Origin of the sequence: Bacillus sp. FSL W8-0640 (assembly GCF_038007725.1) — a bacterium.
GTDB lineage: Bacteria > Bacillota > Bacilli > Bacillales > Bacillaceae_G > Bacillus_A > Bacillus_A cereus.
This window is the reverse complement of the sequence record NZ_JBBOXT010000001.1, coordinates 1,996,175-2,020,124: the sequence shown is the minus strand read 5'-3', so window position 1 is coordinate 2,020,124 and position 23,950 is coordinate 1,996,175. Positions and strand designations below refer to the sequence as shown.

The following is a 23,950-nucleotide window of genomic DNA, read 5'->3' as shown; positions in this document are numbered from 1 at the left end:
CGGCGATAATTCAAATATATCAGCGATTATATGTCGAATATCGACTTATCGACATTAAACGACAAGCCTTATACATCATACCTTTTAACAAACTATGTCACCAAATGTAATTTTCATATTGGGAGCGTATACAAAAGAAGAATACACATGAAATATTTTAAAAAATCGTAGTTCAGCTTCATATTGAGCTAGCGCATTATCATATGTTAATCCTCTGGCTATTAAACGTTCTACAAATTGTTGCTTATCACCCGGATCACCTGCAATCCCCTCTTCTTTTAATGATTGATACAAATCGTTTTTATCATTGTGATGCATATTTGAATCTAAAAAGTTCACTTTATCGCTTACTCTACATTCAATATTTTTCACACCTAATTCACTTAAATATATCGGTATTTTCATGCCTATATTGCCATCTTTACCATTTCTTTGCGTATCACTTTCAAATAATTTCTGCAAAACACCTAGCTGAATAAATTCCGATTGTTTCTCCCCATCTAGTAAATAAGAAGCCATATTAGAAATCCAATGTGGTTCAAAACAGATTATTTTCCCGCCTCCTTTTATATACAAAACTAAAGTTCTCTATATAATAGCCGTATTCCTACACTTTTCTTAAAATTTCAAAGCAAAAAAACTAGTGTATTTTTAATAATACACTAGCTTTTTATTTGGAATAAAAATTTAACAAGTACAATCACAATCAAAACAATCCGTACAGTCTAAATCGTCACAATCTGCTTTTCTCTTTCTTTTGTTTCTCTTAAGATAATAATACAGTAGCCCAAACAATAGTATACAAATAACAAAAGCTATTATTGCTTCTGTATACTTATTTTGAATCATAAAACCAATTCCACTTCCACCTGAAATAAAAATTAGAATTAAGTAAATCCAGAACATCTATGTAAATACCTCCATTACTATATATCTTAAGATAATATCCATATAACACTAGAGGAAATGAATAATCCCATACCATTACCGCTTAATACACCAGTAGTTATTCTTAGCAAATTTGAGCTACTTCTCCATTTCCACTTTTGGGTGAACCCATCGATAAGTAACGGAATTTGAGCAAAAAATGATAGTATGATTGCCAAAAGAAATGAAGGTGTCATATAAAAATAAATTGGAAACATTAAAATACCAATAAGCATGCCTGTACAACGCGCACATAAAGGTATGTACTTTTGTAGTTTAAAAAAACTCCTATCTAATCTTCTATGACAAGGAATTTGTAAAATAAAAGTTCGAATCAATATGAATCACCCTCTCTAAAAAGATTTTAATTGATTTTGCAAAAAAAATATATATTCAATAAAAAAACAAACCAGGTTTATACTAGACCCAGTTTGTCAGTTTACTACTATGTTACATCTCCTCAGGTGCCTCCACCCCAAGTAAACGTAATCCTTCTTTTAATACAACCGTCACAGCATAAACCAATGCGAGTCTGCTGTCTTTTTCTTCGCTCTCTTCTAATATACGAACATTACCGTAATATTTATTGAATGATTGTGCTACATCTAATATATATTTCGAAATAATAGAAGGCTCATTTTTATTGAAAGCTGCTTCAATTACTTGAGGGAATTTATTAAGTAATTTTACGACACTCCAGCTATAATCATCTTTTAAAGCAAACGTACATGTTTCAAATTCTACACTTTCTTTTCTTAAAATAGAGCAAGCACGTGCATGTGTGTACTGTACGTAAGGTCCTGTTTCTCCTTCAAATTTCAGCATATTTTCTAATGAGAATTCGATATTATGCATACGCTCATTTTTTAAATCGTGGAAGATGACTGCACCAACACCGACTTGCTTTGCTACTTCTTCTTTCTGTTTTAAGTTTGGATTTTTCTCTTCAATATTTTGTTTTGCAAGTTCGATTGCTTCTTCGAGTACTTCTTCAAGTAAAATAACTCTTCCTTTACGTGTCGACATTTTCTTACCATCTTTTAAAATGAAGCCAAACGGTACGTGTTCCATACCATCAACCCAAGTATAGCCAAGTTTTTTTAATACGGTGAAAAATTGATTGAAATGTAAGCTTTGTTCTGGACCAACAACATATAGCGCTTTATCAAACCCATAAGTGTTTTGACGATATAAAGCTGCCGTTAAATCACGCGTTGCATAAATCGTCGCACCATCTGATTTTCTAATTAAACAAGGCGGCATTCCTTCTTCTTCTAAATTAACGACTAATGCACCTTCTGATTCTTCAAGCAACTCATGTTCTTCTAAAATCCCAATAAAATCTTCCATTAAATTATTATAAAATGCTTCTCCCTGAAAATTAGTAAATTCTACGCCGAGAAGTTCATAAATGCGAGAAAATTCTTTAAGGGACTCATGACGGAACCAATTCCAAAGCTCTACCGCTTCTTCATCACCTTCTTCTAATTTCTTAAACCAAGCACGTCCTTCTTCTTCTAGTTCTTCGTCGTCTTTTACCTCTTCATGGAATTGGACATATAACTTAAATAGCTCACGTATTGGATCTTCTTTAACTACTGCTTCATTTCCCCATTTTTTATAAGCCGTAATTAACTTTCCAAACTGTGTTCCCCAATCTCCTATATAATTAATCCCTACAACTTCATAGCCACATTTTTCAGCGATATGTTTCAGCGAATTTCCTATCATTGTAGAACGTAAATGCCCCATCGAAAAAGGTTTCGCGATATTAGGAGAGGAATAATCAATTACTACTGTTTTTTCACAGCCAAAGTGGTTTTGACCGAACTCTTCTTTCTCCGCTAAAACTGTTTTTAATACTGCATCACTTACAGTTTCACGATTGAAAAATACATTTACATAAGGACCAACGGCTTCTACTTTCGTAAAAAACGGATCATTGAATTTCTCAGCAACTTCCTTTGCGATAAGAGCTGGTGCTTTTTTATATTGCTTCGCTAATGAAAAGCATGGGAACGCTGCATCTCCAAATTCATCTTGTTTCGGTGTTTCAATTAAATCTAAAATTTGTTTTTGCGTTAATTCATTCGTGAAAATATTAGATAAACTTTCCACAAACTGCATGTTATAATCCATGATACAACCTCCTTATTTTTTAAAACACAAAAAACTCGTCTCTAAAAAAGAGACGAGTTTTAACCCGTGGTACCACCCTTGTTGTTCGTTACGAACCACTTTCCCGTTTATAACGAGGACAGGGGGCCTCGGCTTTCTCTACTATTCGTTCAAGAAGCATCTCCGAAGTGCGCTTCATCTTTTTCTTCCGTACTAGGCTCACACCATCCCTAGCTCGCTTTCCTTCTAAAAAAGACTACTCTCTTCATCACAGACAGTATATTTAATTAATTATTGCTTATTATACATCTTTTCAAACAATTAGCAAGGGTCAATTACACCAAAGTGAAACTTAGCACTTTTTCTTTTGTATACATAAAAATTGTGTTTTTCAAATCTAGAACTACGAAAATGATCTTTTAAAACGACACGTTTTCTCGCCACTCGTTTTGCCTCCGCAATTGTTTCGTCAGTAATATCATGATACAAAGCGAAGTGTTTTAATCCTTTAATTCCGTCGGATTCTATGACAGTTTCTTCAAACATCGGATCAAGGTAAACGACATCGTAACTATTGTCTTCACATTGCGCTAAAAATGAAAAATGCTCCGTTTTCTTTACTTGAATTCTTTGCATTGCTTCATCAATTTCAGAAACGGATGAAGACCATGTTTTCAAACCATTTTCCATAATATAAGCCATATACTCATTGCCTTCAAGTCCTGTTACTTTTCCGCTTTCACCAACAACATAACTAGCTACAATACTATCTGATGCCATCCCGAGCGTACAATCTAACACTGTCATTCCTCTCTCTAATTGCGTGGCTTGTACAAACGGATCGTGTTCTCCACGCATTAACCTTTTCACACGAAACATCGCTGAGTTCGGATGAAAGAAAAACGATTCTTCCGTACCTTTTGGATAAATAGCTAATCGGTTCTTCCCTACGACAAGCACATCTTGTTCATACTGCTCATGTAGCTTATGTACTGGTATGTCATTACGTTTAACGAATGAACGATTTAATTCTGCGGCTACCTGCTTTGCATAATCTGTCATTTCTTTATTCGTTCTTCCTGCTGTTGTTACGATCATTGTTTCACCTCTATATAAAGAAAAGAGGGAGATTTACTCTCCCCCTTCTTTAGCAATTCTTTTCGAAAGCTTGTTCTAAGTTCGTAATAATTTCGTCCATAGTTGCACCTTCAATTTCATGACGGTGAATGAAGTGAACAACTTCTTTTCCTTTTAATAATGCCATAGATGGTGAAGAGGGAGGAATTTCTCCGAAGTATTCACGCATTTTTGCAGTAGCATCTTTATCTTGACCTGCGAATACAGTTACAAGATGATCAGGTTGTTTTTCAGCACGAACAACCGCTTGACCTGCTGATGGACGTGCTAAACCAGCTGCACAACCACAAACAGAGTTTACAACTACTAAAGTTGTACCTGATGTATTTTCCATAAATTCTGTTACAGCTTCTTCTGTAGTTAACTCTTCAAACCCAGAACGCACTAACTCTTGGCGCATTGGGATTACCATTTGGCGCATGTATTCTTCATAAGCATTTGACATCTTGTAATCTCTCCTTCAACTTTCATTCCAAATTCATCATATCACGCTCTATTAATAGGTGCAAAAGAAAGATAACGATGATTTCATTTTTTTGTAGGGATTTCACAAACCCCACCGCGGCAATGTCCCACTGGAACAAGTTTTCTATTATTAGCGATATAATCGTATACTTTACTTCCAAAACCAAGTACGATAGATAGCTTTATAAAAGGAACTGCAAACCAATAAGATGGAACGGCCTTTGCTAATACATCTATGCTCTGAATACCGTCATACCACTTATTATTTTTAAAAATATACAGTCTTTGTTCCATCTTACTTTGTAGTTCTTGAGAAAGCTCATACTTCTCAACTACATCTTCATTTCGAAATGAAACAAATTTCATCTTACCCTTTTTATCTAATTTTTTCGTACGTTCTGCAACGGCCGTACACATCGGACACCAACTATCATAGAAAACAATCATACATTATTCCCCTTTACGTGACTCCGTCATTTGTTTCCATACAGAACCTTTTGCTTCTTCTCCGCCTTCAATACGCTCTAATGCTAGACGTGCTTGCATCGCTACTTCAAACTCTGGATCATCTTGCGCTGCTTTTAATGCTGGAATCGCACTTTCATCTCCAAGTTCAAATAAGAACATCGCTGCACGCCAGCGTACTAATTTACTTGGATCTTTCAGAGATTTAATCATAACGAACATCGCTGTCGGATCACCTACATCTGATAAACAATCTCCTGCAGTACGGCGAACACTTACAGAGCGATCTAACAACGCTTTATATAATAACGGTAATACTTCATCACCTTTTACCATACCTAAATACGCTGTTGCTAAGCGGCGTATTGAAACTTTTTCATCATCTAACGCCATCTTCAACACTGGAATATCTTCTTCAGTAGGATCCATTTGTTCTAATGCTGCAAAACGGTTTTTCCAGTCAGAATCTTTCATCATCTCTTCTGTTACTTTATATGGCTCACGCTTTTGAATCGTTACTTCAACAGCACCTGCTTGATTTAATAATTCTTTAACCGTTTCATTTACACGTTCTTCTGAATAAGCAGCAACAATCTCTTCCACTACTTCTTTCCCAATTTCTTCAAAATTACCGTAACGTGTACTTTGTTCTACCCATTTACGCTCTTTTACAACGTTTGGTGCAGACATTTGCACTTTCATAATTGATTCTTTAAAACGATCTGGTAAACCAACACGTTCTTCCGTCGTTCCATCTGTTAACTTTACTTGCATTGGAATTGTAAAGAACATTTGAACAAACACTTTCACTTCTCCAAAATGAGCAAGTTGTTGTTCTTCACTTTCTTCCAATACTTCTTCGCCGAAAACAGCACGAACTTGTTGTAATAAAACTTTCCAGTCATACTTCGCATTTCGCTCCACTGCTAAAAAGTCGGCTACATGATATACACCTTTAATGCCTTCAATTTTCAAAATTTCTTGCACTTGCATTGGTGCTTGTTCTTTATTTTCATTTGTATAATTATTACGCGCTCCTGATGGTAATACTTCATTCAAAATAACTTTCATTGTATTTGGACTTGGCGTCGGTTCAATTGCTTTAATCTTCACGTAAAAAACTCTCCTTTATTGCATGTTCTTAGCTGTATTGTAACATGTTATCACTCTATACTCCTACTCGGATGCTTAATTTTACTACTTTCTTCCCGCTACCATACTATTTCATTCTTTTTACATTTTAAATTAGGAACGGGATTTTAAAAGCTTTCGTTTCCGATGATTTTTATTTTTTATCCATTTCTTGAGGCATCGCCATTATTTTTGAAAAAAACACGCTAAACAAAAAAATATAATAAGCTATCCATATGGATAGCTTATTTACATAATTTTCGTTATTGGAAGACAACTATTTTTATAAATACAAAAGGCAGAAAAGTATATAGATTCTACAAAATATTTTGATTGTGATACATTTACAGAATCTCTTATTTTATAATTAATGTCTTATTATTTTTTGGAGGGAATTCGATGAAAAAGTTTGTTTTGATATTTGGGCCACAAGCAGTTGGGAAAATGACAGTTGGACAAGAACTAGCAAAGATGACTGATTTAAAATTATTTCATAACCATATGACAATTGATTTATTGGAGCCATTGTATGGATTCTCTTCGGAAATGTGGCGATTAACCCATCTTTTCCGAAAGGAAATATTTCAATCATTTTCAAAGAGTGAACATTATGGAATGATTTTTACATACGTATGGGCGTTTAATGAAAAGAAAGATTGGGATGATGTTGAAAGTATATGTAATATTTTTCGTTCCCAAGGGGTTGATATTTATTTTGTTGAATTAGAAGCTGATGTAGAAGAAAGACTTCAACGAAATAAAACACCTCATCGACTTGAACATAAGCCAACGAAAAGAAAGATTGAACAATCTGAACAAAATTTATTAAGCACATTTGAAAATTTTAGATTAAATTCAAGAGAAGGAGAAATTACAGAGAAAAATTATATAAGGATCAATAATACGAATTTAAATGCTACAGAAGTAGCTGAAATTATAAAGAAAGAATTTCAACTATAGTTTTTTTTAACAAATTGAACAGTTCGGATTTTATGAATATCGTATACATTTCTAATTAACATAACGTCTCATTATCGGTTGCAACAAAAAGGAGGATTCCTTACTCTCAGAAGGAATCCCTTTTTTATTTTCTATCACTCGATTCATCTTTTTATACATTCCTATCCTGTGATGGGTTTTATGGTTCTCGTTTGTTACTGGATTAGCCAAAAAACGTTATAAAATTTTGTATACTCTTTACTTGTTTTTTCAAAAAAGCTGGCGGTATCCCCTCTTTAAGTTTATTAAAATACTTTCCACAATTTTTTCCGAAGCTATTACTTAAAATCACCTTTTATTACGATGCCCCCTCCCGCCTTCTCTCCAAAAAGGTAATACTCTCAATCACAACTTCAGTTCTATATATTCTCTTGCCTTGTTCATCATCGTAATTACTAGTCTGAATACGCCCTGTAATCCCAATGAGTGATCCCTTCTTACAATATTCAGTTACATTCTCAGCCGATTTGCGCCAAACGACACAATTAATAAAATCGACTTGTTGTTCACCTAAACTATTTCGAAATCCTCTATTCACCGCAACACATATTCGTGCATAAGCGACGCCTTGTTTTGTGTAGTATAATTCTGGCTCCTTTGTCAATCTACCGATTAATACAACTCGATTCATCATAAGTTATACCACCTCACATGTTTTTCTTCATTGTAAGGAGAAATGTTTGAATGGTAAAAAGCACAAAATGATATATCCGTAAGTAGAAAGTATTATTTTGGACCTTACAAAACAAAAAAAGAAACCATACATAGTTCAAACATGTATAGTTTCAAAATTTATTACACTTCAGTACAAGATATGTAATATCCTCCGCGAGCCATCTTTATTTCAGCACGGTACATTACATTTTCTAAGTAGAAAGTAATCGATTTAACTTTACTCTCAAATTTTAGTCTTTCATTGCATTCAGCCGCATATCTCTCTATTGCTGAAGTAATGACTTTTGATGATGGATACGTTAAAGCATCATCTAGTTCTATGAAAAAACTTTTAGAAAATAGCTTTTTCATAATCCCTTTCTTCTCTTTCATCATATTCCATCCCCCCTTAACTCAAGTTACCAATATCCATATTATACCATAAAATCAATTTATCTTTAAAAATAAAAAAATCCTGCATTTCTCATGCAGGATTTTTTATTAGTCATTTTTCGTAAAGTAAGAAACGAAACGAAGAATTTCTAAGTATAACCATACTAATGTAAGCATTAGTCCCATCGCAGTGTACCACTCCATATATTTCGGAGCTTGACTACGTACACCATTTTCAATTAAATCGAAATCTAGTAATAAGTTTAATGCAGCAACTACAATAACAACTGCACTAATAATAATACCGATTGTACCACCTTGGTGAATGTATGGAACAGTTACGCCAAACATATTTAGTAGGAATACGACTAAATACATAACCATAATTCCAAGTGTTGCTGCCATCACGCCTGTACGGAATTTATCCGTTACTTTTACTACGCGTGTTGCATATAACACTAACATTGCAAATAGAATTGAGATTGTTAGTAATACAGCATTTAAAACGATAGAATCGCCAAATTTCATTGTATAAACTGCTGAAATACTTCCTAACACAACCCCTTCTACCGCTGCATAGATTGGTGCACCAAAAGGTGAAATGCGCGGGAAGAACATAGACGCAAATGCGATGATTGCCGCAACGATTAAAGCACCAATTAATACTGGCATCTTCATCGTCCCCTGCATCATCTGTATGTATGAATAGACAGACGTTGCAAGTAGCAAGATAAGCATAATGAACGTTTTGCCTACTGTTCCGCCAATCGTCATCGCAGAAGCGCTTGCTCCCTCTTTACGGAATGCCTCTTTTTTCAACATTGGATTAGATGTTCTCATTTTTTCCCTCCTAAAATAGGTTCTACCAATAGTGTAAAGTTTTTCTCTTTACTTTTCAATATATGCAGCTTGTTTTTATTTTAATCCTTCAACGATGTCTGATAGTTCACTCCATCTTTCCATCTGTTTTTCTAGCTCTTCTTCTGTTTTCTGCTGTGCTTCAGATAATTCCTGTGCCTTTGTGAAGTCAGATCCAACTTTCGCAAGTTCTTCTCCAATTGACTCAATTTTCTCTTCAAGTTCGGCAATTGTATCTTCAATCGTTTCCCATTCACGCTGTTCATTGTATGAAAGTTTACGTTTACGTTGTTGTTTTGGAGCTTCTTCTACAACTTTTTTCTCTTTTTGAACTTCCGCTTTCTCCATAAGTTCTCTCGTTTTTTCCATTTCTAAATAATCTGTATAACTACCTAGAAACTCACGCACTTCGCCTCCGCCAGTAAAGATGAACAGTTCATCTACTACTTTATCTAAGAAGTAACGGTCATGCGATACAGTTAAAACGACACCTGGGAAATCTTCTAAATAATCTTCTAGTACTGTTAATGTTTGTGTATCTAGATCGTTTGTAGGTTCATCAAGTAAAAGTACGTTTGGTTCTCCCATTAAAATACGTAATAAATATAAACGTCTTCTTTCACCACCAGATAGTTTACCAAGTGGTGTACCATGTGAATGCGTCGGGAATAAGAAACGTTCTAACATTTGAGATGCACCAATTACTTTTCCATCTGTCGTATGAATAACTTCTGCAATCTCTTTAATGTATTCAATCATACGCTGATTTAAATTCATCTCTTCATTTTCTTGCGTATAATAAGCAACTTTTACAGTTTGTCCTACTTCCACTTCACCACTATCAGGAGATAACTTACCTGCAAGCATATTTAATAGGGAAGATTTCCCGCTTCCATTCGCCCCAATAATTCCGATACGATCACCCGGTTTCACAATATGATTAAAATTATGTAATACCGTCTTATCGCCAAATTTTTTCGTTACATCTTTTAACTCAAGTACTTTCTTTCCTAGACGACTTCCGCTTAGTGCAATATCAACTGACTGTTTTGCAGCTGGTCCTTCTTGTGCCTTTAGCTCATCAAAACGCTGAATACGCGCCTTTTGTTTCGTAGAACGGGCTTTTGCACCACGACGAATCCAAGCAAGTTCACGACGATATAAATTTTGGCGTTTCGATTCTTGTGCCAATTCTTGCTCTTCACGAAGTGCTTTCGCTTCTAAAAATGTACTATAGTTTCCTTCGTAGCTATATAGTTTACCATTATCTAATTCAAAAATACGATTCGTCACACGATCTAAGAAATAACGATCATGGGTTACAAGTAATACCGAACCTGTATATCTCGCTAAATATTCTTCTAACCATTCAACTGTCTCATGGTCAAGATGGTTCGTAGGCTCGTCTAAAATTAATAGATCCGGTGTTTCAATAAAACATTGTGCCATTGCGATACGTTTTTTCTGTCCACCAGATAAATTCCCAACAATTGCAGTGAAGTCCGTAATTCCTAATTTCGTTAAAAGAGATTTCGCATTTGCATTTGCTTCCCATGCACTCATTGCATCCATACGTTGCTGCACTGCAAATAATTGTTCCTGTACTTTTTCATTACTTGGATCTTTTTCAATATTTAATAGTGCTTTTTCATAATCACGAAGAAGACGAATTAAAGGTGTATCACCATGGAACACTTGCTCTAATACTGTCAGTTTCTCATCAAACTCTGGTTGCTGTGATAAATAACTAATTGTATACCCACGTGAATGCGTCATATCACCTGTATCAGGAGTTTCTAATCCTGCAATAATTTTTAATAATGTCGATTTACCAGTTCCGTTTACACCAATAATTCCGACACGTTGTCCTTCTGTAATACTACATGATAATCCATCAAATAACGGCTTTTCTCCATATGATTTTGATAAGTTCTCCACAGTTAACATTTTCATATTTGTGCATTCCACTCTTTCATAAATTGTTCAATAAACTGTTCCATATAACGATGACGAATTTCAGCCTCTTGTTTTGCTGCATTCGTATTCATTAAATCTTTTAATTTCAAAAGTTTTTCATAAAAATGATTTAAAGATGGATCATTATTTTTTCTATACTCTTCTTTCGTCATTTCTTCACGCGGCGGAATAGTTGGGTCATACATTAATCTCCCTTTCGCCCCACCATATGCAAATGTACGAGCAATTCCTATTGCACCAAGAGCATCTAAACGATCCGCATCTTGAACAATTTTCCCTTCAAGTGACTCTACTGTGCCGCCATGGCCACCTTTATAAGACATATTGGCGATGATATGAAGAATATGTTTACTTTCCTCTTCTTCAACCCGTAGCTCTTCTAACCAATCAGAAACTTTTTTCATTCCTGCTTCTTCACTTTCATTTAGCTTTTCATCTGCCACATCGTGAAGTAATGCTGCCATTTCAATTATAAAACGATTTCCACCTTCTTGCTCAGATAAAGAAATCGCCATTTTATGTACACGTTCAATATGATACCAATCATGCCCACTCGCATCTTTTTCTAAAATATGTTTTACAAAAGTAATTGTTTTTTGAATTTTTTCTTGTTTTGTCATTTTATCTTCACCCAGTTACTTATTGTAACACGCCCGCATTTTTTCATCACATATTTTCTTGTCCGCCCATACACTAGGTGGTAGGCATCATCATGAAGGAGGAATAAACATGTTCTATAATAATCAACCGCCTTATCCAAGGCAACCATTGTATCCTCAACAACAAGAACAGAGATACACAGAACAATACGAAGAACAAGAGTTACAACAGCAAGAACCACAATATGACGAAAACCCATATGCAACAACGCAAAACCAAGAAACTGAATTTCAACAAAATCCATATGACACACGTCCAAATTATGAATATCCTCAAAATCCATATGCAGCACCACAAAATCAAGAACAGCGATATCCTCAAAATCCATATGTAATACCACAAAACCAAGAACAACAATATCAACAAAATCCATATGCAGCACCACAAAACCAAGAACAACAATATCAACAAAATCCATATGCAGCACCACAAAACCCATACACAACTCAACCACAACAACCGCAATACCAACAACAAATGTATCAACCAAACTACGACGCACGTGTCTCACCACCTAAACCACCAACAATAGATCCAACTCAACCACAAATCTTACCACCTGGACCAACACTAGACATTACACAACCACAAATCTTACCACCTGGACCAATTACTGAACCAACACAACAACAAATTCAACAAGTTGTCGGTACACAGTTTTTACCTTTCAAGAAACCCGTACTAGATTTCGTAAAACCATGGGTAGATTACGGTTTAAATGAAGCAAAACATACATCACATGAACACGCATTAACAGAAGTTGCTGCGATTATGTTTTTAGTTGGTAAAGGCTTCAATCCGACGATCGCACATTATATCGTTGAATCTTGGGAGAAGAATGAACAGTTTTAGGGTTGTTTATTTGATAAAATATAAAAAACACAAAAGTGCCAAACCCCTTATACCACAAGGGTTTTGGCACTTTTTAATATCTAAAACAAATTTTATTGAAATAATTATTTTTAAAGATTTTCATACTTTTTTATATAGTACGTGAACATATACAGTACAAAATTACACCTTTGTATACACATTTTTAGAAACATCTTACGTTTATCAAACAATAACCAAAAGACGTACCTGCAACCTCATCATATAAATAATAGATATTAAAAAGAGGACACTATAAGCGCCCTCTTCCTTAGGTTTTAAATATGTTCTCCATGATCCATAAACACTTCAATTGCTTCGTTTTGTGGTATGTCTTTTACATTAGTAAGACCAAAAGTAAAAACAGCGGATAACATCATCATTAATAAGATTGCTTTTTTCATTTTAGCGCCCTTCTTTCTATGCTCTTTTTGTCTGCATCTAAAGCGATGTGCAAATACTTGCTTGCTTTTCTGTGATTTTCTGAACCATAGAATCTTTCACCTAAAAGAGAAGCATATTCTTTTACCCAATCATATAATTCTTCTTTTTCAAAATACGAAATACCTTCTATAACCACATTTTCTAATTCTTCTTGCGGTACATAGTTATGTACTGCTTTTAAAATTCGGAAATGATGACGATAACATAAGTCGCTAATCTTATAGCCATTCTCAATATATTCATTAGCGATATCACTATAACCTAACTTAAAATGTTCTCTTGCTAAAAGAAACATAGTTTTAGCGTTATTTTCTAATGAATCCTCTAAGTGTTTAATTGCTAACTCTGGCATGTTTTGACTTGCGTATAAAAGTCCTAAATTATGCTTAACTCGTTTAATAAGAAGTTCATCATTAGATTTTTGGAAGGTACCTAGTGCTGAAAGTAAATATTCCTCTGCACTTTCGAATTCATTTAGTCGAATGTGTGCCATTCCTAAAGTATTTAAGCATGCTGCAGTTTTTAATTCATACCCTGGACTAATTGAAAATACTTCATTCGCCTTTGTAGCAAATTGAACTGCTAGGATCGGTTTTAATACGTGATAGTAATGGACTGCAAACCAATAATTAAATTCTGCTTTTTCAATTTCATCATGCATGTATTCTAAAAACGTTTCAGCTTTTTCAAATTGCATTCTTGCTTCACTATGGTTTGCTTTATTAATAGCGTAAATTGCTTTAAATAAATGATGATAGTACTCTAAAAATGTTTCTGTAGACTCTGGTAAAGGCTCGATTTTGTCCAGAATATCTTTTGTACTATCCATATCCCGAATTAGCAGTTTATACCGTGCATTCAATAAAGCGTAGTAGACTAATATTGTTTGGTCTTCCTTAATATTATTGATTTTATTTGCAATATCTTCTTTTATTTTCTGAGACTGTAATACACGTTGTGAAATCATAGCTTGATACCATTCGTTTAATAATTTTGTGATTTCTTCTTTAGAAATAATGTCAACACTCATCTACTTCTACCCCCTTTTGTTAAATGTTATCATGACATGCTTGTTTGCATAAATAAGTTTTTGAATATTCTAACTTGAAAAAATTATTTTTGAATATTCATGTTAACAAAATGGTCCCTTTTCAAACCTTAAAAAAGAACACATGTTTGTTTGTAGTGGAGTTAAAAAAACAAAAGTGAGGTATTACATCATGGGATATAACAGCTTTCCTGTAGTACGTGGAAGAGGTATGGTGAAATGGAATCCGTTTGCTTCAATACCGGAGCAATACGAGGAAATACATAGAATGTTTGAGGAACAATATAAAGTACCTAAACCTTTTTTAACACAAGATACTATGGAACGAATAGAAAGAGCGTTAATGCAATCTTTTCACGAGGAAGAAGAAATACATATCTCATACTATCGTGATGGAATGGTGCAAGACATGTACATAAATGTATTACATATTGAACCGATGACGAAAACTATATATTGTACAGATGCCTTTGGTTTGAATACTAAGTTTAAGTTTGATGAATTGGTGAATATAAATTAAAAGAAGCCGCCCGACAGGACTGAAGTGCACCCCAATTGTTAGACACAGCCTAACAATTGGGGTGCACTTCACATATATAGGTGGCTTTTGTACGACAAAAAAAAAAGAGCTCTGCTATACAGCAGAGCAAAAGAAAAATATATAACCCTATAAAAATAATACAAATTATTGATACTTTCAAAAGACGAAATTTAAATTTCCATCACAATAATAGCTATGTTTAAGTATGAAACATTCTACCTTCACTATAGCTATGAATATTCTTATTTTAGAATTCCATAGTATCCAAATAGCTCTTTGAGAGATACCTCAATACCGAACTTCTTCAAAGAATCTTTTCTTTGTTCAAAGAGAAGTTCTAAAACTTTTTTCTTATCTTTGTCTCTTCCATAATGAATCAACCTATGACAGTTCGGACATATACTAACTATATTTCCAACAACATCTAAACTATTTTCAAAATCATGTTGCATTCTTAACGGTATTAGATGATGGGCCTCCATATAATTTTTTCGGCTGGCTTCCGATACAAATGTTTCATGTGTGTCATCTATTTCACATTTAAATTCTGCCTGTTTAATAGCTTGTTTAGCTTTTTTCGGATCACGAGGCCATACTTCCCTACCAGATTCCATTTTAGTTTTTTTTCGATTTTCCGGTTTCTCTTCTTCTGCAATCTTTACTTTACTAAAATCCGAATCAATATTAGCCTGATACATATCTTCCTCTTGCTCATCCTCAGAAAGAATAAAGCTCTCATTCAACGCTTTAATAATATTATCAATAGATTTATATTTTGCTAATTTAATTTCTAATTTTGTTGAATCAATATTAGTAAATCCTTGTGGTGTATGGTTCAATTTGTAGCCAAAGAAAGCTGCGAATTCGATTGCTTTAATGTTTACAGGTTTTAGATCCTTAATAAAATAGATGTATTCCCAAGTTTCATCATTATCGTTTGTTTTCCAAATTTCCCTAGCTACATCTGGGTTATGAGTCTTAGCAAAAATTGTCCCGAAAAACTTAAATTCCCCTTTAGAATATGCTAAAATCCCGTCACCCTCTTTTAACTTTTCCCATCTATCAACATTTGAAGAACCAGGAGTTGCTCCCCACATACATTCTCATGTAATTCATTATCTTTAAGTTTAGTTACTGTATCGGCATCTAAACCTGCTAAACATTTAGAAATAGGATATGGTTTTTCAATAGTAGCTTCCAAATTTTTTATAGCACTATCATTACTTGCAGTAAAAAGATATAACATATTTAATTCCACCTTTTTAAAATTTCATTATATTTCTTTTTAGAGTCTCGAGATTTCTCTACTGGATATTTTTTATTATTTTTTTCTATTTTGTTTATAATAATCTCTTCTAAATCAATATCCAATTGATCTGCCAACTCATCTTTCATGTCTTCTTTTTTTGTTTCTACAGCTTCCTCACTGCTTTTCCACTGAAAATTCTCCAACAACTCACTCGCCTCTAAAGAAAGAGAAATAGCTAAATCTTTAGGATTGTGGAACTGCTTCCAGTTCCTATCGTCCCGAAATTTTAGGACTTTCTCTAAAATAGTTTGATTCATTTTTTGAATCCCCCAGTTACTTTTCATTGGTAAACTCTTCTATTTATCAGGTAAACTATCATAAAAACGTTCAATGGCCGCTACTAAAACTAAATCTTCTAAATGAGCAGTTTTAAGGTTGTTTATTTTTAAAAACATCAAAAATGCCAAATCCCTTATATCACAAAGGATTTGGCATTTTTAAGTATCTAGAACACGCGCTAAATTTAAGGAGAAATTAACAGACATGAGTCCGGTATAATGCCGTGTCCACACCCAAGGATCGGTTACATAAAATAGCGTATCTAACCTGGGAAGTCTATTGGCCTTTTTCCCTTATAGTAACGCTCTCTTCTACTAAGACCTTTTCTTTCTAGGGCCTACAATTAATTTAATCGCTGTTCTTTCTTCATTATTGATAGAAATCTCTTGAAACGCTGGAACAAAAGCTAAGTCAATACCACTTGGAGCGACGAACCCTCTTGCAATCGCAATTGCTTTAATCGCTTGATTTATAGCTCCAGCCCCAATCGCTTGAATTTCCACATTACCACTTGTTCTTAGTACTCCTGCTATTGCACCTGCGACTGAATTTGGGCTTGATTTTGAAGATACCTTTAATATATTTTCCATGTAAGTTGCTCCCTCTATTATTTAATCTCTCTTTCGTTACAATTTTAAATATTTTAGCGTATCTTTAATTACTATTCACACCAAAAACAAACGATGCTTCATATGTATATTATTCTATATTTTCTGACTTTTTCCTGCTCAGCTACGCAAATAAAAAATAAACTGAATAACCTAATATAAATATAGCTAAATATTATAACTTCACCAAATGATAACATCCATACAGCTAAAGGTAATATTTCTGTTTTGTCAGACTAAATAAATATAGTAAAGTGAAATTTTAATGAGTGGGGGTTTAATTCATCCCCCACCTAACTTCTTTGCTTTCGCTGAATTTTGAGATGGGAGTCTTACTGCTCGGAAAATAGCGGGATAAACGTTTCCTCGTTACTTCAATCTATTTAGAAATTCCATTTATTTTTCTATCAAATTATAAACCTTATCATCTTCAAAAGGTGTTACAGGTAATACCCAAATACTACACTTCATCATTTGATCACTTTATATTCCAAATCTATTTCCTTTTATAGTACAAGCATACACGCCAATTGTGATTCACCTTCATAAACTACTATGTGGTTTAAATTTATTAAGAATAGGAGGTAATATTTTGGGTTCATACTATCATTCTTCAAACTCGTATAAAAAATGCTCATGCAAATCTTCTTCCAGTTCAAATAAAAAATGTTCATGTGACCATTCACATAAACGAAGCTGTCCTGCATACGGAACTTTTTGGCAAACTGAATTTATAACTGTTCCTTTTGGAGATCCTTTTCCATTTAATCACGTTGGACCTTTAGCAGGAGGTGTTTCCTTACTAAATCCTACTACTATACACTTTAGACAAGCTGGTGATTATAGAGTTTCGTTCATTTCCAGTATTAATACTACTTTAAATCCTGTATTTCCACATATCCCAGTCATAACTATATTTTTAAATAACAATCCACTTGCTAATAGTCAAGGTGACTTCGCTATTCAAATGAATACTTCATCAAATAACGAATGTCTTCAACTCGTTGGCGAAACGATTGTTACAGTGCCTGCTAATTCAACTCTTCAACTTAGAAATAATAGTGGTTTTAATCGTCAAAGTATTGTAACTTGTGACAATGGTATAAATTCAGTTGAATTAACAGTTACAAAACTAAGTTAAAATTATTTCTTCACATTCAGATGCTATTTCAGCATCTTTTTTTATTGAATAACAGTTTTTTCAACTTTTATTATCTCTCCCCACATAAAAAAGTGCAGAATTCTTTCTAACACAAGATTTCTGCACTTTTTTATTATACTTATTTATTCTTCCTTATTTCTCTACATAAACCGACTTAACAATCGTACGATTATATGGTTTTCCTTCTTTATTCATCCCTTTTATATCCATCGTAACGTTATATACTCCCGGTTGTTTTATATCTTTCAAAGCACCTGTAAATGTATTCGTATTAACATTTTGTAATTCATTAAATTCAGAGACTAACTTACCTTCTTTATTAACGACTCTTACTGTTATGGAAAGATCCCCTTTCATTTCAGGTGCCACAGGTGATTTTTTCAGTTTATACTCAGGTTTATTTACTTTAACTTTTGTAGGCATTCGAAGAACAAATGGTGCGTCATCCTTGTAATCGCTTACAACTAAATATGCATCTTTCGACTGCTTCGCCATCATTTTGATTTTCCATTCGCCTACTTCCAATTTATCAAACTTAAATGTTCTAATTGTCGCCCCATTAAAGAAAGATTCGCCTTCACCAGTAGTTATAGCGCTATCTTTATTTGCATAGATTTTTCCTTTTGGAGATACCATTTGTACTTCTACATCAGAAGAAGCAGTTAGTACAGAAACTATTCCTTCAGCCTTTTTATCAACAGAAATACTTTGCTCTATCCACTGATTTTGTGGTAATTCGCCTCCTAAAATATTTTGATTTGAAGTTGTATTTAATTGTTCTAGATTTTCATTTGAACTAGTGCTGGATGCTACTAAAGCTGGTAATCCCACATTTGTCGTACGTAAATATGGTTCAATTCGTGCAAAAACAGCTGATCCTTTTCTTATATTGTCATGATCAAATCTGGAATCTGTAAATAAATGTGTACCGTACGATAGCTTCGCACTCCATTCATTTACTAGTCCATCATTTGAACCGTACGATGATAAATATAACCCGCCCATAGATAATGCAGAAAATGTTGGCCCCCAGCTAGTTCCAGTAGCCGTATAGTAACGGTTTAATTTAGCTGCTGGGTTGTTATCTATTATTGAACGAAACTTTGCCATTTCACCTATTTGTAACGAATACGTACCATCATCTTTTTGACCTAATATAGAAGCAAGCCAACCTGCCCACCAACTATATGACAAATCTGCTAAATTTGAGCCGTGATGCGGTGTAGCAAGTGTAATAACATTTCCAACAAATCGATTCGCACCATATTCAACTAATGCGGCTTGTGTATCAATACCACCTTTACTATGCGCTACAATATTAACTTTTTTACCGAAATAATTATATATTTCTTCAAGTTTTTGTGCTAACAATTTTCCGTTATCCCACTGACTAGCCGAACCTTTCCCTGCAGCATCATACAATTGTATAAACACTGTTTGATAGCCTGCTTTTAAAGCATAATCATACATATCATTTATATCATGATATACTGTCTTTCCATACCAACTATCAGCATTACCATTTCTTCCTTGTACAAAGAGAATTGGCGGTTTATTCTCATCATAATTAGCAGGTTTTTGGCCTAAAAACCATTCTCCAGGTGTGAATACTTCTGTATCAGGAAACCCCTTTCCAAGCTCTTTTACAACTTCTGCCTGTACATTTGTGCTAATCGTTGGAGCCATGATAAAAAATACAATTAGTAAGGCCACACATCTTCTCATCAGTCGCATATTACTCCCCCCTATTTTTTTGAAAGAAGGTGTTCTTTATAATATTTTATATTTTCCCTTCCTTAATAATAGCTAATCTTTTATGTTTAAAAGATGTTAACCCTATTTTTAGAAGGTTACTAGTTGTATACCCTCTTCCTTAACTCTCGTTATTCTCTTTGTTTCTACCTCTTCCTTTTGATAGAATACGACAAAAAAGTTTCTCAATAATTGTTAACTTCGCTACACCCAGATATTTTTTAAATCATTATTGTTTATATAAAGCATACAAATCTTGAAAAAATTTTAGTAAAAAAACATTTTATTACTAGTTAGTTATTTAAAAATATAATAAAGATATGTACTTTCTTTTCATTAAATACAAACTAATTTTAAAGGAGCTTGTATTATAAGACTTTCCTACGATTAAAAATTAAACTGAAATTTCCGAATAGAAAATCATATTTCCAGAAACATATATTATGATAATTTCCGCACACTTGAATTAACTTTTTAGAAGTACTAACCTATCGGTGAGCAGAAGAAAATTCTGTAAAAAGAAAGGAGAATACTTTATGATGACCAAATTACAAAAGGAGTTTTTTAAACGCTTAGAAATTCCTGCAAAAGAAATAACATTTGATGATTTAGATGAAATTCTCTTAAAAATGGGAATGATTCTCCCCTATGAAAATCTTGATATTATGGCTGGTACTATTAAGAATATCTCAAAAGATAACTTAATAGAAAAGTTACTTATTCAAAAACGAGGTGGACTTTGTTATGAATTAAACTCCCTATTGTATTATTTTTTAATTGATTGTGGGTTTCAAGTATACAAAGTAGCCGGTACTGTTTATGACCTTTACGATAATAAATGGAAACCCGATGATGGTCATGTCATTATCATATTAAGTCATGAGGATAAAGATTATGTTGTGGATGCAGGTTTTGCATCTCATCTCCCTTTACATCCAGTCCCTTTTAACGGAGAAGTCATCTCCTCTCAAACAGGAGAATATCGAATTCGTAAGCGAAATACTCGAAAAGGTACGCATATTTTAGAAATGAGAAAAGGAGCTAACGGGGAATCTACAAGTTTCTTACAATCTGAACCTTCAAACGAATGGAAAATAGGCTATGCTTTCACTGTAGATCCAATAGATGAGAAAAAAGTGAATAAGATTCAAAAAGTGATTGTAGAGCATAAAGAATCTCCTTTTAATAAAGGAGCTATCACTTGTAAATTAACTACTTATGGTCACATATCATTAACAAATAAAAATTATACAGAAACCTTTAAAGGCACCAAAAATAAACGACCAATAGAATCTAAAGATTATGCTCGCATTCTTCGTGACTCTTTTGGAATAACGCAAGAGAAATATGTAGGAAAAACACTAGAAAGAGGCTAGTTAACTACAAGTATTTCATAATAAAGCAGATTCTATATTTAGAATCTGCTTTATTTTATATTTTGTTATAAATTAATTTAATTTTGTTGTTACCCTTTAATTTTCAATTATATACTCATCATCATATTTATCGTATTGTAGCCCTTTCCCTATCTTTGACTCCGTAACTTGATCTCTTAAAAACGGTGCAGCATCCATTTTACTAGTTGCAATTTCAATTCCATATTTTTTCGTTAAATGAGCTAACTCTATTAAAAACCACTCTCTTCGCAATGTAACTGGAATATCCAATGTTTTTCTTTTCATATATAATAGCACCTCTTTTATTTTCATAGCTTAAAAATATCACTGGATGCACTTATTAAAACTACCTTTCACCGCTAACATCCAATGAAACATTATAGTATATGCATGTCCATTTCAAACGTGCTATCACAAATATGATATTTAAGTTTACATAATTATATTATGTAATAGTAGGAAAGGAAGGCATGTCCCTTCCTCTTCTACTATAGATTTAAATTAAGAACATCTTGGTACACCTAAAGCTAAAAATAAACCTGCTACTCCCGCAGTAATCGGTACTTTTAACGTAATAACATCATCTACCTTCGTTACTAAAAAGTAAGCATTACCTTCTTGTAATATACAAGTTACCAACAATTGAAATTCCATTCAAATCTCCTCCTTTCAATCGATATACTATAATTTATGAAATCTCTTTCAAAAAGTAATAGGAAATATATCTATTTTTCCTTAGATATAAAATAAATGTTTATGAGTCTATTAAAAATATTAATTTTCTAAATTTATACAAAACGTGTAATATCCAATAAATTCCTATATAATCAATAAGAAGAATCTTACAAATGGAGGTATGAAAATATCGATTTTAAGTAATATTGGTGCAGCTTTATTTTTTATTGCTTTTATTCTTTTAATCTTATGTATCATTTCATTCTTTAAGAAAAATGGAAAAGCAAAACAATATGGACGTCCTACCGTTATTCTTTTTATGATTTCTATTATATTAATAACGGCCGGTACAACAAAATCGGAACACCCCGTCGTCGAGTTTTTTTCTACTTTAAGTTTCATTCTATTTATATTCTTCCTTGTTCTAGCAATCTTATCTGTTATTAAGAAAACAGGTGTAGCGAAAAAACAATTTATTATTACAGCTGTATTATTTGTCATTTTTGTTGCGTTATTAGGTATTTCAGCTCCTTCTTCTGAAAAAACGACAGCAACTAGTACAAAAGTTGCCTCTAATAATGAAGAGCCAAAAGATAGCGAACAGAAAAAAGAGCTAGAAAAGAAAGAGGCGGACGAAAAAACTCAAAAGCAAGAAGATGAGAAGCGTCTAGCCGAAGAACAAGCTCGTAAGCAAGAGGATGAAAAACGTCAGGCTGATGAACAAGCTCGTAAGCAAGAGGATGAAAAACGTCAGGCTGATGAACAAGCTCGCAAACAACAAGAAGAACAAAAACGTCAGGCTGATGAACAAGCTCGTAAACAACAAGAAGAACAAAAACGTCAGGCTGATGAACAAGCTCGTAAACAACAAGAAGAACAAAAAGCACAGCAAGCTCAAACACAACCAGCTAATGGTAATACTGATAGTGCATACTACAAAAATTGTGCTGCAGTTAGAGCAGCTGGGAAAGCTCCTTTACATAAAGGGCAACCAGGTTATAGCTCTCATCTTGATCGTGATGGCGATGGAATTGCATGTGAAAAATAGTAATAAAAAAGAAGCTTTTACTAAGCTTCTTTTTTATTAACGTAAAATATTACCACTTATTACTTTCCCCCTTATTTTAATAACATTCTTCTTATTATTCTCAAAAACGACACAGAATAAGTGATTTCAATCACTACATAGATTTTAATTTATCGCTATTCTTAATTCAGATATTACATTAAAATTTTATGGAGGCATTCATATGGAACATACATTTACTGAAACTTCAATTGTTGGTGAGATTGTTACACAATTTCCGAAAGCTAGTGATCTTTTTAAATCATATAGAATAGATTTTTGTTGTGGCGGTAATAAGCCACTTATTGATGCAATTCATGAAAGAAATTTATCAGCTACTGAAGTGCTTACAGAGTTAAATACGCTTTATCATAATACGAAACGATTAAATGAATCGGAAATTGATTGGAAAAATGCTTCTTATCGTGAATTGATTGATTATGTCATAAATAAGCATCACCGCTATTTAAATGAAGAATTACCACAGTTAAGTCCATATGTGACAAAAGTATTACGTGTTCATGGGGCAAGTCAGCCTCATTTTGCTCAAATTCATAAGCTATTTCATGAACTTAGAATGGAATTAGAACAGCATTTAATTAAAGAAGAAATGGAAGATTTTCCATTAATTTTAGAATTTGAACAAAATCCAACTAATGAAAACTATGCTAAGTTACGTAAAGTAGTAAATGAACTAGAAAATGAGCACAATCATGCTGGAAATATTATAAAAGAACTTCGTAAAGTGACAAATGACTTTACTCCTCCAGAAGGTGCTTGCGGTACTTATCGACTTGTTTACCAACGCCTCGAAGCGCTAGAGTCTGATTTATTTGAGCATATTCATTTAGAAAATAATATTTTATTTCCGCGTGCCATTACGAAAGCATAAATCAAGTGCAGGACATGAGTGTAAATACTTATGGCCTGCTTTTTCGTTTCGCGAAAAATATTCACATCCCCTTCACATAAAACCGAATTTTAACAATTTGTGAATCATTATAAAGATGTGATA

Annotated in this window: 28 protein-coding genes, 1 pseudogene and 1 other annotated feature; of the genes and pseudogenes, 7 read left to right on the top strand and 22 right to left on the bottom strand. The window is 33.5% G+C overall.

Annotated elements, in window-relative coordinates; genetic code table 11:
* Positions 1 to 84 precede the first annotated feature (84 nt).
* The 8 genes and pseudogenes from N2V80_RS10580 to N2V80_RS10545 form a co-directional block, all read right to left on the bottom strand.
* A pseudogene (locus tag N2V80_RS10580) lies at positions 85 to 570 on the bottom strand (class I SAM-dependent methyltransferase); the annotation flags it as partial.
* Positions 571 to 687: 117 nt separating this feature from the next.
* Complete coding sequence (locus tag N2V80_RS10575) at positions 688 to 906, bottom strand: hypothetical protein (protein ID WP_000498601.1); 219 nt, start codon at positions 904 to 906, stop codon at positions 688 to 690.
* Positions 907 to 935: 29 nt separating this feature from the next.
* On the bottom strand, positions 936 to 1,265 hold the full coding sequence (locus N2V80_RS10570; protein ID WP_000621475.1) for a DUF2085 domain-containing protein: 330 nt from the start codon (positions 1,263 to 1,265) through the stop codon (positions 936 to 938).
* A 112-nt stretch (positions 1,266 to 1,377) separates the two neighbouring features.
* Positions 1,378 to 3,066, bottom strand: a complete 1,689-nt coding sequence (gene argS, locus N2V80_RS10565) for an arginine--tRNA ligase (RefSeq protein ID WP_061655196.1) — start codon at positions 3,064 to 3,066, stop codon at positions 1,378 to 1,380.
* A gap of 45 nt (positions 3,067 to 3,111) precedes the next feature.
* Positions 3,112 to 3,326 (bottom strand) — a binding site (T-box leader).
* A 40-nt stretch (positions 3,327 to 3,366) separates the two neighbouring features.
* The gene (locus tag N2V80_RS10560) at positions 3,367 to 4,143 is read right to left on the bottom strand and encodes a class I SAM-dependent methyltransferase (RefSeq protein ID WP_000637449.1); all 777 of its coding nucleotides are present in this window, start codon (positions 4,141 to 4,143) and stop codon (positions 3,367 to 3,369) included.
* 49 nt (positions 4,144 to 4,192) lie between these two features.
* Positions 4,193 to 4,627, bottom strand: coding sequence for a BrxA/BrxB family bacilliredoxin (locus N2V80_RS10555; protein ID WP_000063706.1), 435 nt, complete (start codon positions 4,625 to 4,627; stop codon positions 4,193 to 4,195).
* Positions 4,628 to 4,710: 83 nt separating this feature from the next.
* The gene (locus N2V80_RS10550; RefSeq protein ID WP_000634884.1) at positions 4,711 to 5,094 is read right to left on the bottom strand and encodes a thiol-disulfide oxidoreductase DCC family protein; all 384 of its coding nucleotides are present in this window, start codon (positions 5,092 to 5,094) and stop codon (positions 4,711 to 4,713) included.
* Between the two features lie 3 nt (positions 5,095 to 5,097).
* Complete coding sequence (locus N2V80_RS10545) at positions 5,098 to 6,225, bottom strand: conserved virulence factor C family protein (RefSeq protein WP_061655195.1); 1,128 nt, start codon at positions 6,223 to 6,225, stop codon at positions 5,098 to 5,100.
* Between the two features lie 417 nt (positions 6,226 to 6,642).
* Here N2V80_RS10545 and N2V80_RS10540 point away from each other — a divergent pair, with 417 nt between their 5' ends.
* On the top strand, positions 6,643 to 7,203 hold the full coding sequence (locus N2V80_RS10540; protein ID WP_000714950.1) for an AAA family ATPase: 561 nt from the start codon (positions 6,643 to 6,645) through the stop codon (positions 7,201 to 7,203).
* 337 nt (positions 7,204 to 7,540) lie between these two features.
* Here the strand turns inward: N2V80_RS10540 and N2V80_RS10535 are convergent, their stop codons facing one another.
* The 5 genes from N2V80_RS10535 to N2V80_RS10515 form a co-directional block, all read right to left on the bottom strand.
* A complete protein-coding gene (locus N2V80_RS10535; protein WP_061655194.1) occupies positions 7,541 to 7,876 on the bottom strand; it encodes a single-stranded DNA-binding protein in 336 nt (111 codons plus the stop codon).
* A 161-nt stretch (positions 7,877 to 8,037) separates the two neighbouring features.
* Entirely contained in the window at positions 8,038 to 8,292 is a 255-nt protein-coding gene (locus N2V80_RS10530; protein ID WP_061655193.1) for a DUF4318 domain-containing protein, read from the bottom strand.
* 105 nt (positions 8,293 to 8,397) lie between these two features.
* Positions 8,398 to 9,129: a Bax inhibitor-1/YccA family protein gene (locus N2V80_RS10525; RefSeq protein ID WP_001260655.1), complete on the bottom strand. Its 732-nt coding sequence runs from the start codon at positions 9,127 to 9,129 to the stop codon at positions 8,398 to 8,400.
* Between the two features lie 75 nt (positions 9,130 to 9,204).
* Positions 9,205 to 11,100: an ABC-F family ATP-binding cassette domain-containing protein gene (locus N2V80_RS10520; protein WP_000783170.1), complete on the bottom strand. Its 1,896-nt coding sequence runs from the start codon at positions 11,098 to 11,100 to the stop codon at positions 9,205 to 9,207.
* The gene (locus tag N2V80_RS10515; RefSeq protein ID WP_000165966.1) at positions 11,097 to 11,744 is read right to left on the bottom strand and encodes an HD domain-containing protein; all 648 of its coding nucleotides are present in this window, start codon (positions 11,742 to 11,744) and stop codon (positions 11,097 to 11,099) included. The genes N2V80_RS10520 and N2V80_RS10515 overlap by 4 nt, the downstream gene beginning before the upstream one ends.
* A gap of 109 nt (positions 11,745 to 11,853) precedes the next feature.
* On the opposite strand from N2V80_RS10515, the gene N2V80_RS10510 reads away from it, so the two are divergent.
* Complete coding sequence (locus N2V80_RS10510; protein WP_000499720.1) at positions 11,854 to 12,636, top strand: hypothetical protein; 783 nt, start codon at positions 11,854 to 11,856, stop codon at positions 12,634 to 12,636.
* A 296-nt stretch (positions 12,637 to 12,932) separates the two neighbouring features.
* On the opposite strand, the gene N2V80_RS10505 is transcribed toward N2V80_RS10510, so the two are convergent.
* Together N2V80_RS10505 and N2V80_RS10500 are read right to left on the bottom strand one after the other, a co-directional pair.
* Positions 12,933 to 13,058 carry a hypothetical protein gene (locus N2V80_RS10505; protein WP_000709202.1) on the bottom strand — a complete coding sequence of 42 codons (126 nt, stop codon included), beginning with the start codon at positions 13,056 to 13,058 and terminating at the stop codon, positions 12,933 to 12,935.
* On the bottom strand, positions 13,055 to 14,128 hold the full coding sequence (locus N2V80_RS10500; RefSeq protein WP_061655192.1) for a response regulator aspartate phosphatase: 1,074 nt from the start codon (positions 14,126 to 14,128) through the stop codon (positions 13,055 to 13,057). Before N2V80_RS10500 ends, N2V80_RS10505 begins: the two co-directional genes overlap by 4 nt.
* Positions 14,129 to 14,318: 190 nt before the next feature.
* On the opposite strand from N2V80_RS10500, the gene N2V80_RS10495 reads away from it, so the two are divergent.
* The gene (locus tag N2V80_RS10495; RefSeq protein WP_000541073.1) at positions 14,319 to 14,666 is read left to right on the top strand and encodes a YolD-like family protein; all 348 of its coding nucleotides are present in this window, start codon (positions 14,319 to 14,321) and stop codon (positions 14,664 to 14,666) included.
* Positions 14,667 to 14,929: 263 nt separating this feature from the next.
* On the opposite strand, the gene N2V80_RS10490 is transcribed toward N2V80_RS10495, so the two are convergent.
* From N2V80_RS10490 to N2V80_RS10475, 4 genes are all read right to left on the bottom strand, one after another.
* Complete coding sequence (locus N2V80_RS10490; RefSeq protein WP_229172705.1) at positions 14,930 to 15,784, bottom strand: HNH endonuclease; 855 nt, start codon at positions 15,782 to 15,784, stop codon at positions 14,930 to 14,932.
* On the bottom strand, positions 15,733 to 15,933 hold the full coding sequence (locus N2V80_RS10485) for a hypothetical protein (protein ID WP_253859343.1): 201 nt from the start codon (positions 15,931 to 15,933) through the stop codon (positions 15,733 to 15,735). The genes N2V80_RS10490 and N2V80_RS10485 overlap by 52 nt, the downstream gene beginning before the upstream one ends.
* Before the next feature lie 2 nt (positions 15,934 to 15,935).
* Positions 15,936 to 16,253, bottom strand: coding sequence for a nucleotide pyrophosphohydrolase (locus N2V80_RS10480; protein ID WP_061655191.1), 318 nt, complete (start codon positions 16,251 to 16,253; stop codon positions 15,936 to 15,938).
* Positions 16,254 to 16,589: 336 nt separating this feature from the next.
* Positions 16,590 to 16,865 carry a stage V sporulation protein S gene (locus N2V80_RS10475; RefSeq protein WP_000427801.1) on the bottom strand — a complete coding sequence of 92 codons (276 nt, stop codon included), beginning with the start codon at positions 16,863 to 16,865 and terminating at the stop codon, positions 16,590 to 16,592.
* A gap of 610 nt (positions 16,866 to 17,475) precedes the next feature.
* Here N2V80_RS10475 and N2V80_RS10470 point away from each other — a divergent pair.
* The gene (locus N2V80_RS10470) at positions 17,476 to 18,024 is read left to right on the top strand and encodes a hypothetical protein (RefSeq protein WP_000536153.1); all 549 of its coding nucleotides are present in this window, start codon (positions 17,476 to 17,478) and stop codon (positions 18,022 to 18,024) included.
* Positions 18,025 to 18,177: 153 nt separating this feature from the next.
* Here the strand turns inward: N2V80_RS10470 and N2V80_RS10465 are convergent, their stop codons facing one another.
* Positions 18,178 to 19,779, bottom strand: coding sequence for a lipase family alpha/beta hydrolase (locus tag N2V80_RS10465; protein ID WP_061655190.1), 1,602 nt, complete (start codon positions 19,777 to 19,779; stop codon positions 18,178 to 18,180).
* A gap of 554 nt (positions 19,780 to 20,333) precedes the next feature.
* Here N2V80_RS10465 and N2V80_RS10460 point away from each other — a divergent pair.
* Complete coding sequence (locus N2V80_RS10460) at positions 20,334 to 21,173, top strand: arylamine N-acetyltransferase family protein (RefSeq protein ID WP_000988427.1); 840 nt, start codon at positions 20,334 to 20,336, stop codon at positions 21,171 to 21,173.
* A 96-nt stretch (positions 21,174 to 21,269) separates the two neighbouring features.
* Here the strand turns inward: N2V80_RS10460 and N2V80_RS10455 are convergent, their stop codons facing one another.
* Positions 21,270 to 21,479: a hypothetical protein gene (locus N2V80_RS10455; protein ID WP_000824207.1), complete on the bottom strand. Its 210-nt coding sequence runs from the start codon at positions 21,477 to 21,479 to the stop codon at positions 21,270 to 21,272.
* Between the two features lie 216 nt (positions 21,480 to 21,695).
* The gene (exsG, locus tag N2V80_RS10450; protein WP_000395679.1) at positions 21,696 to 21,848 is read right to left on the bottom strand and encodes an exosporium protein ExsG; all 153 of its coding nucleotides are present in this window, start codon (positions 21,846 to 21,848) and stop codon (positions 21,696 to 21,698) included.
* Between the two features lie 208 nt (positions 21,849 to 22,056).
* Between exsG and N2V80_RS10445 the strand changes: the two genes are divergently transcribed.
* Entirely contained in the window at positions 22,057 to 22,917 is an 861-nt protein-coding gene (locus N2V80_RS10445) for an excalibur calcium-binding domain-containing protein (protein WP_000025808.1), read from the top strand.
* A gap of 202 nt (positions 22,918 to 23,119) precedes the next feature.
* A complete protein-coding gene (ric, locus tag N2V80_RS10440) occupies positions 23,120 to 23,827 on the top strand; it encodes an iron-sulfur cluster repair di-iron protein (RefSeq protein WP_061654572.1) in 708 nt (235 codons plus the stop codon).
* Positions 23,828 to 23,950: the final 123 nt, after the last annotated feature.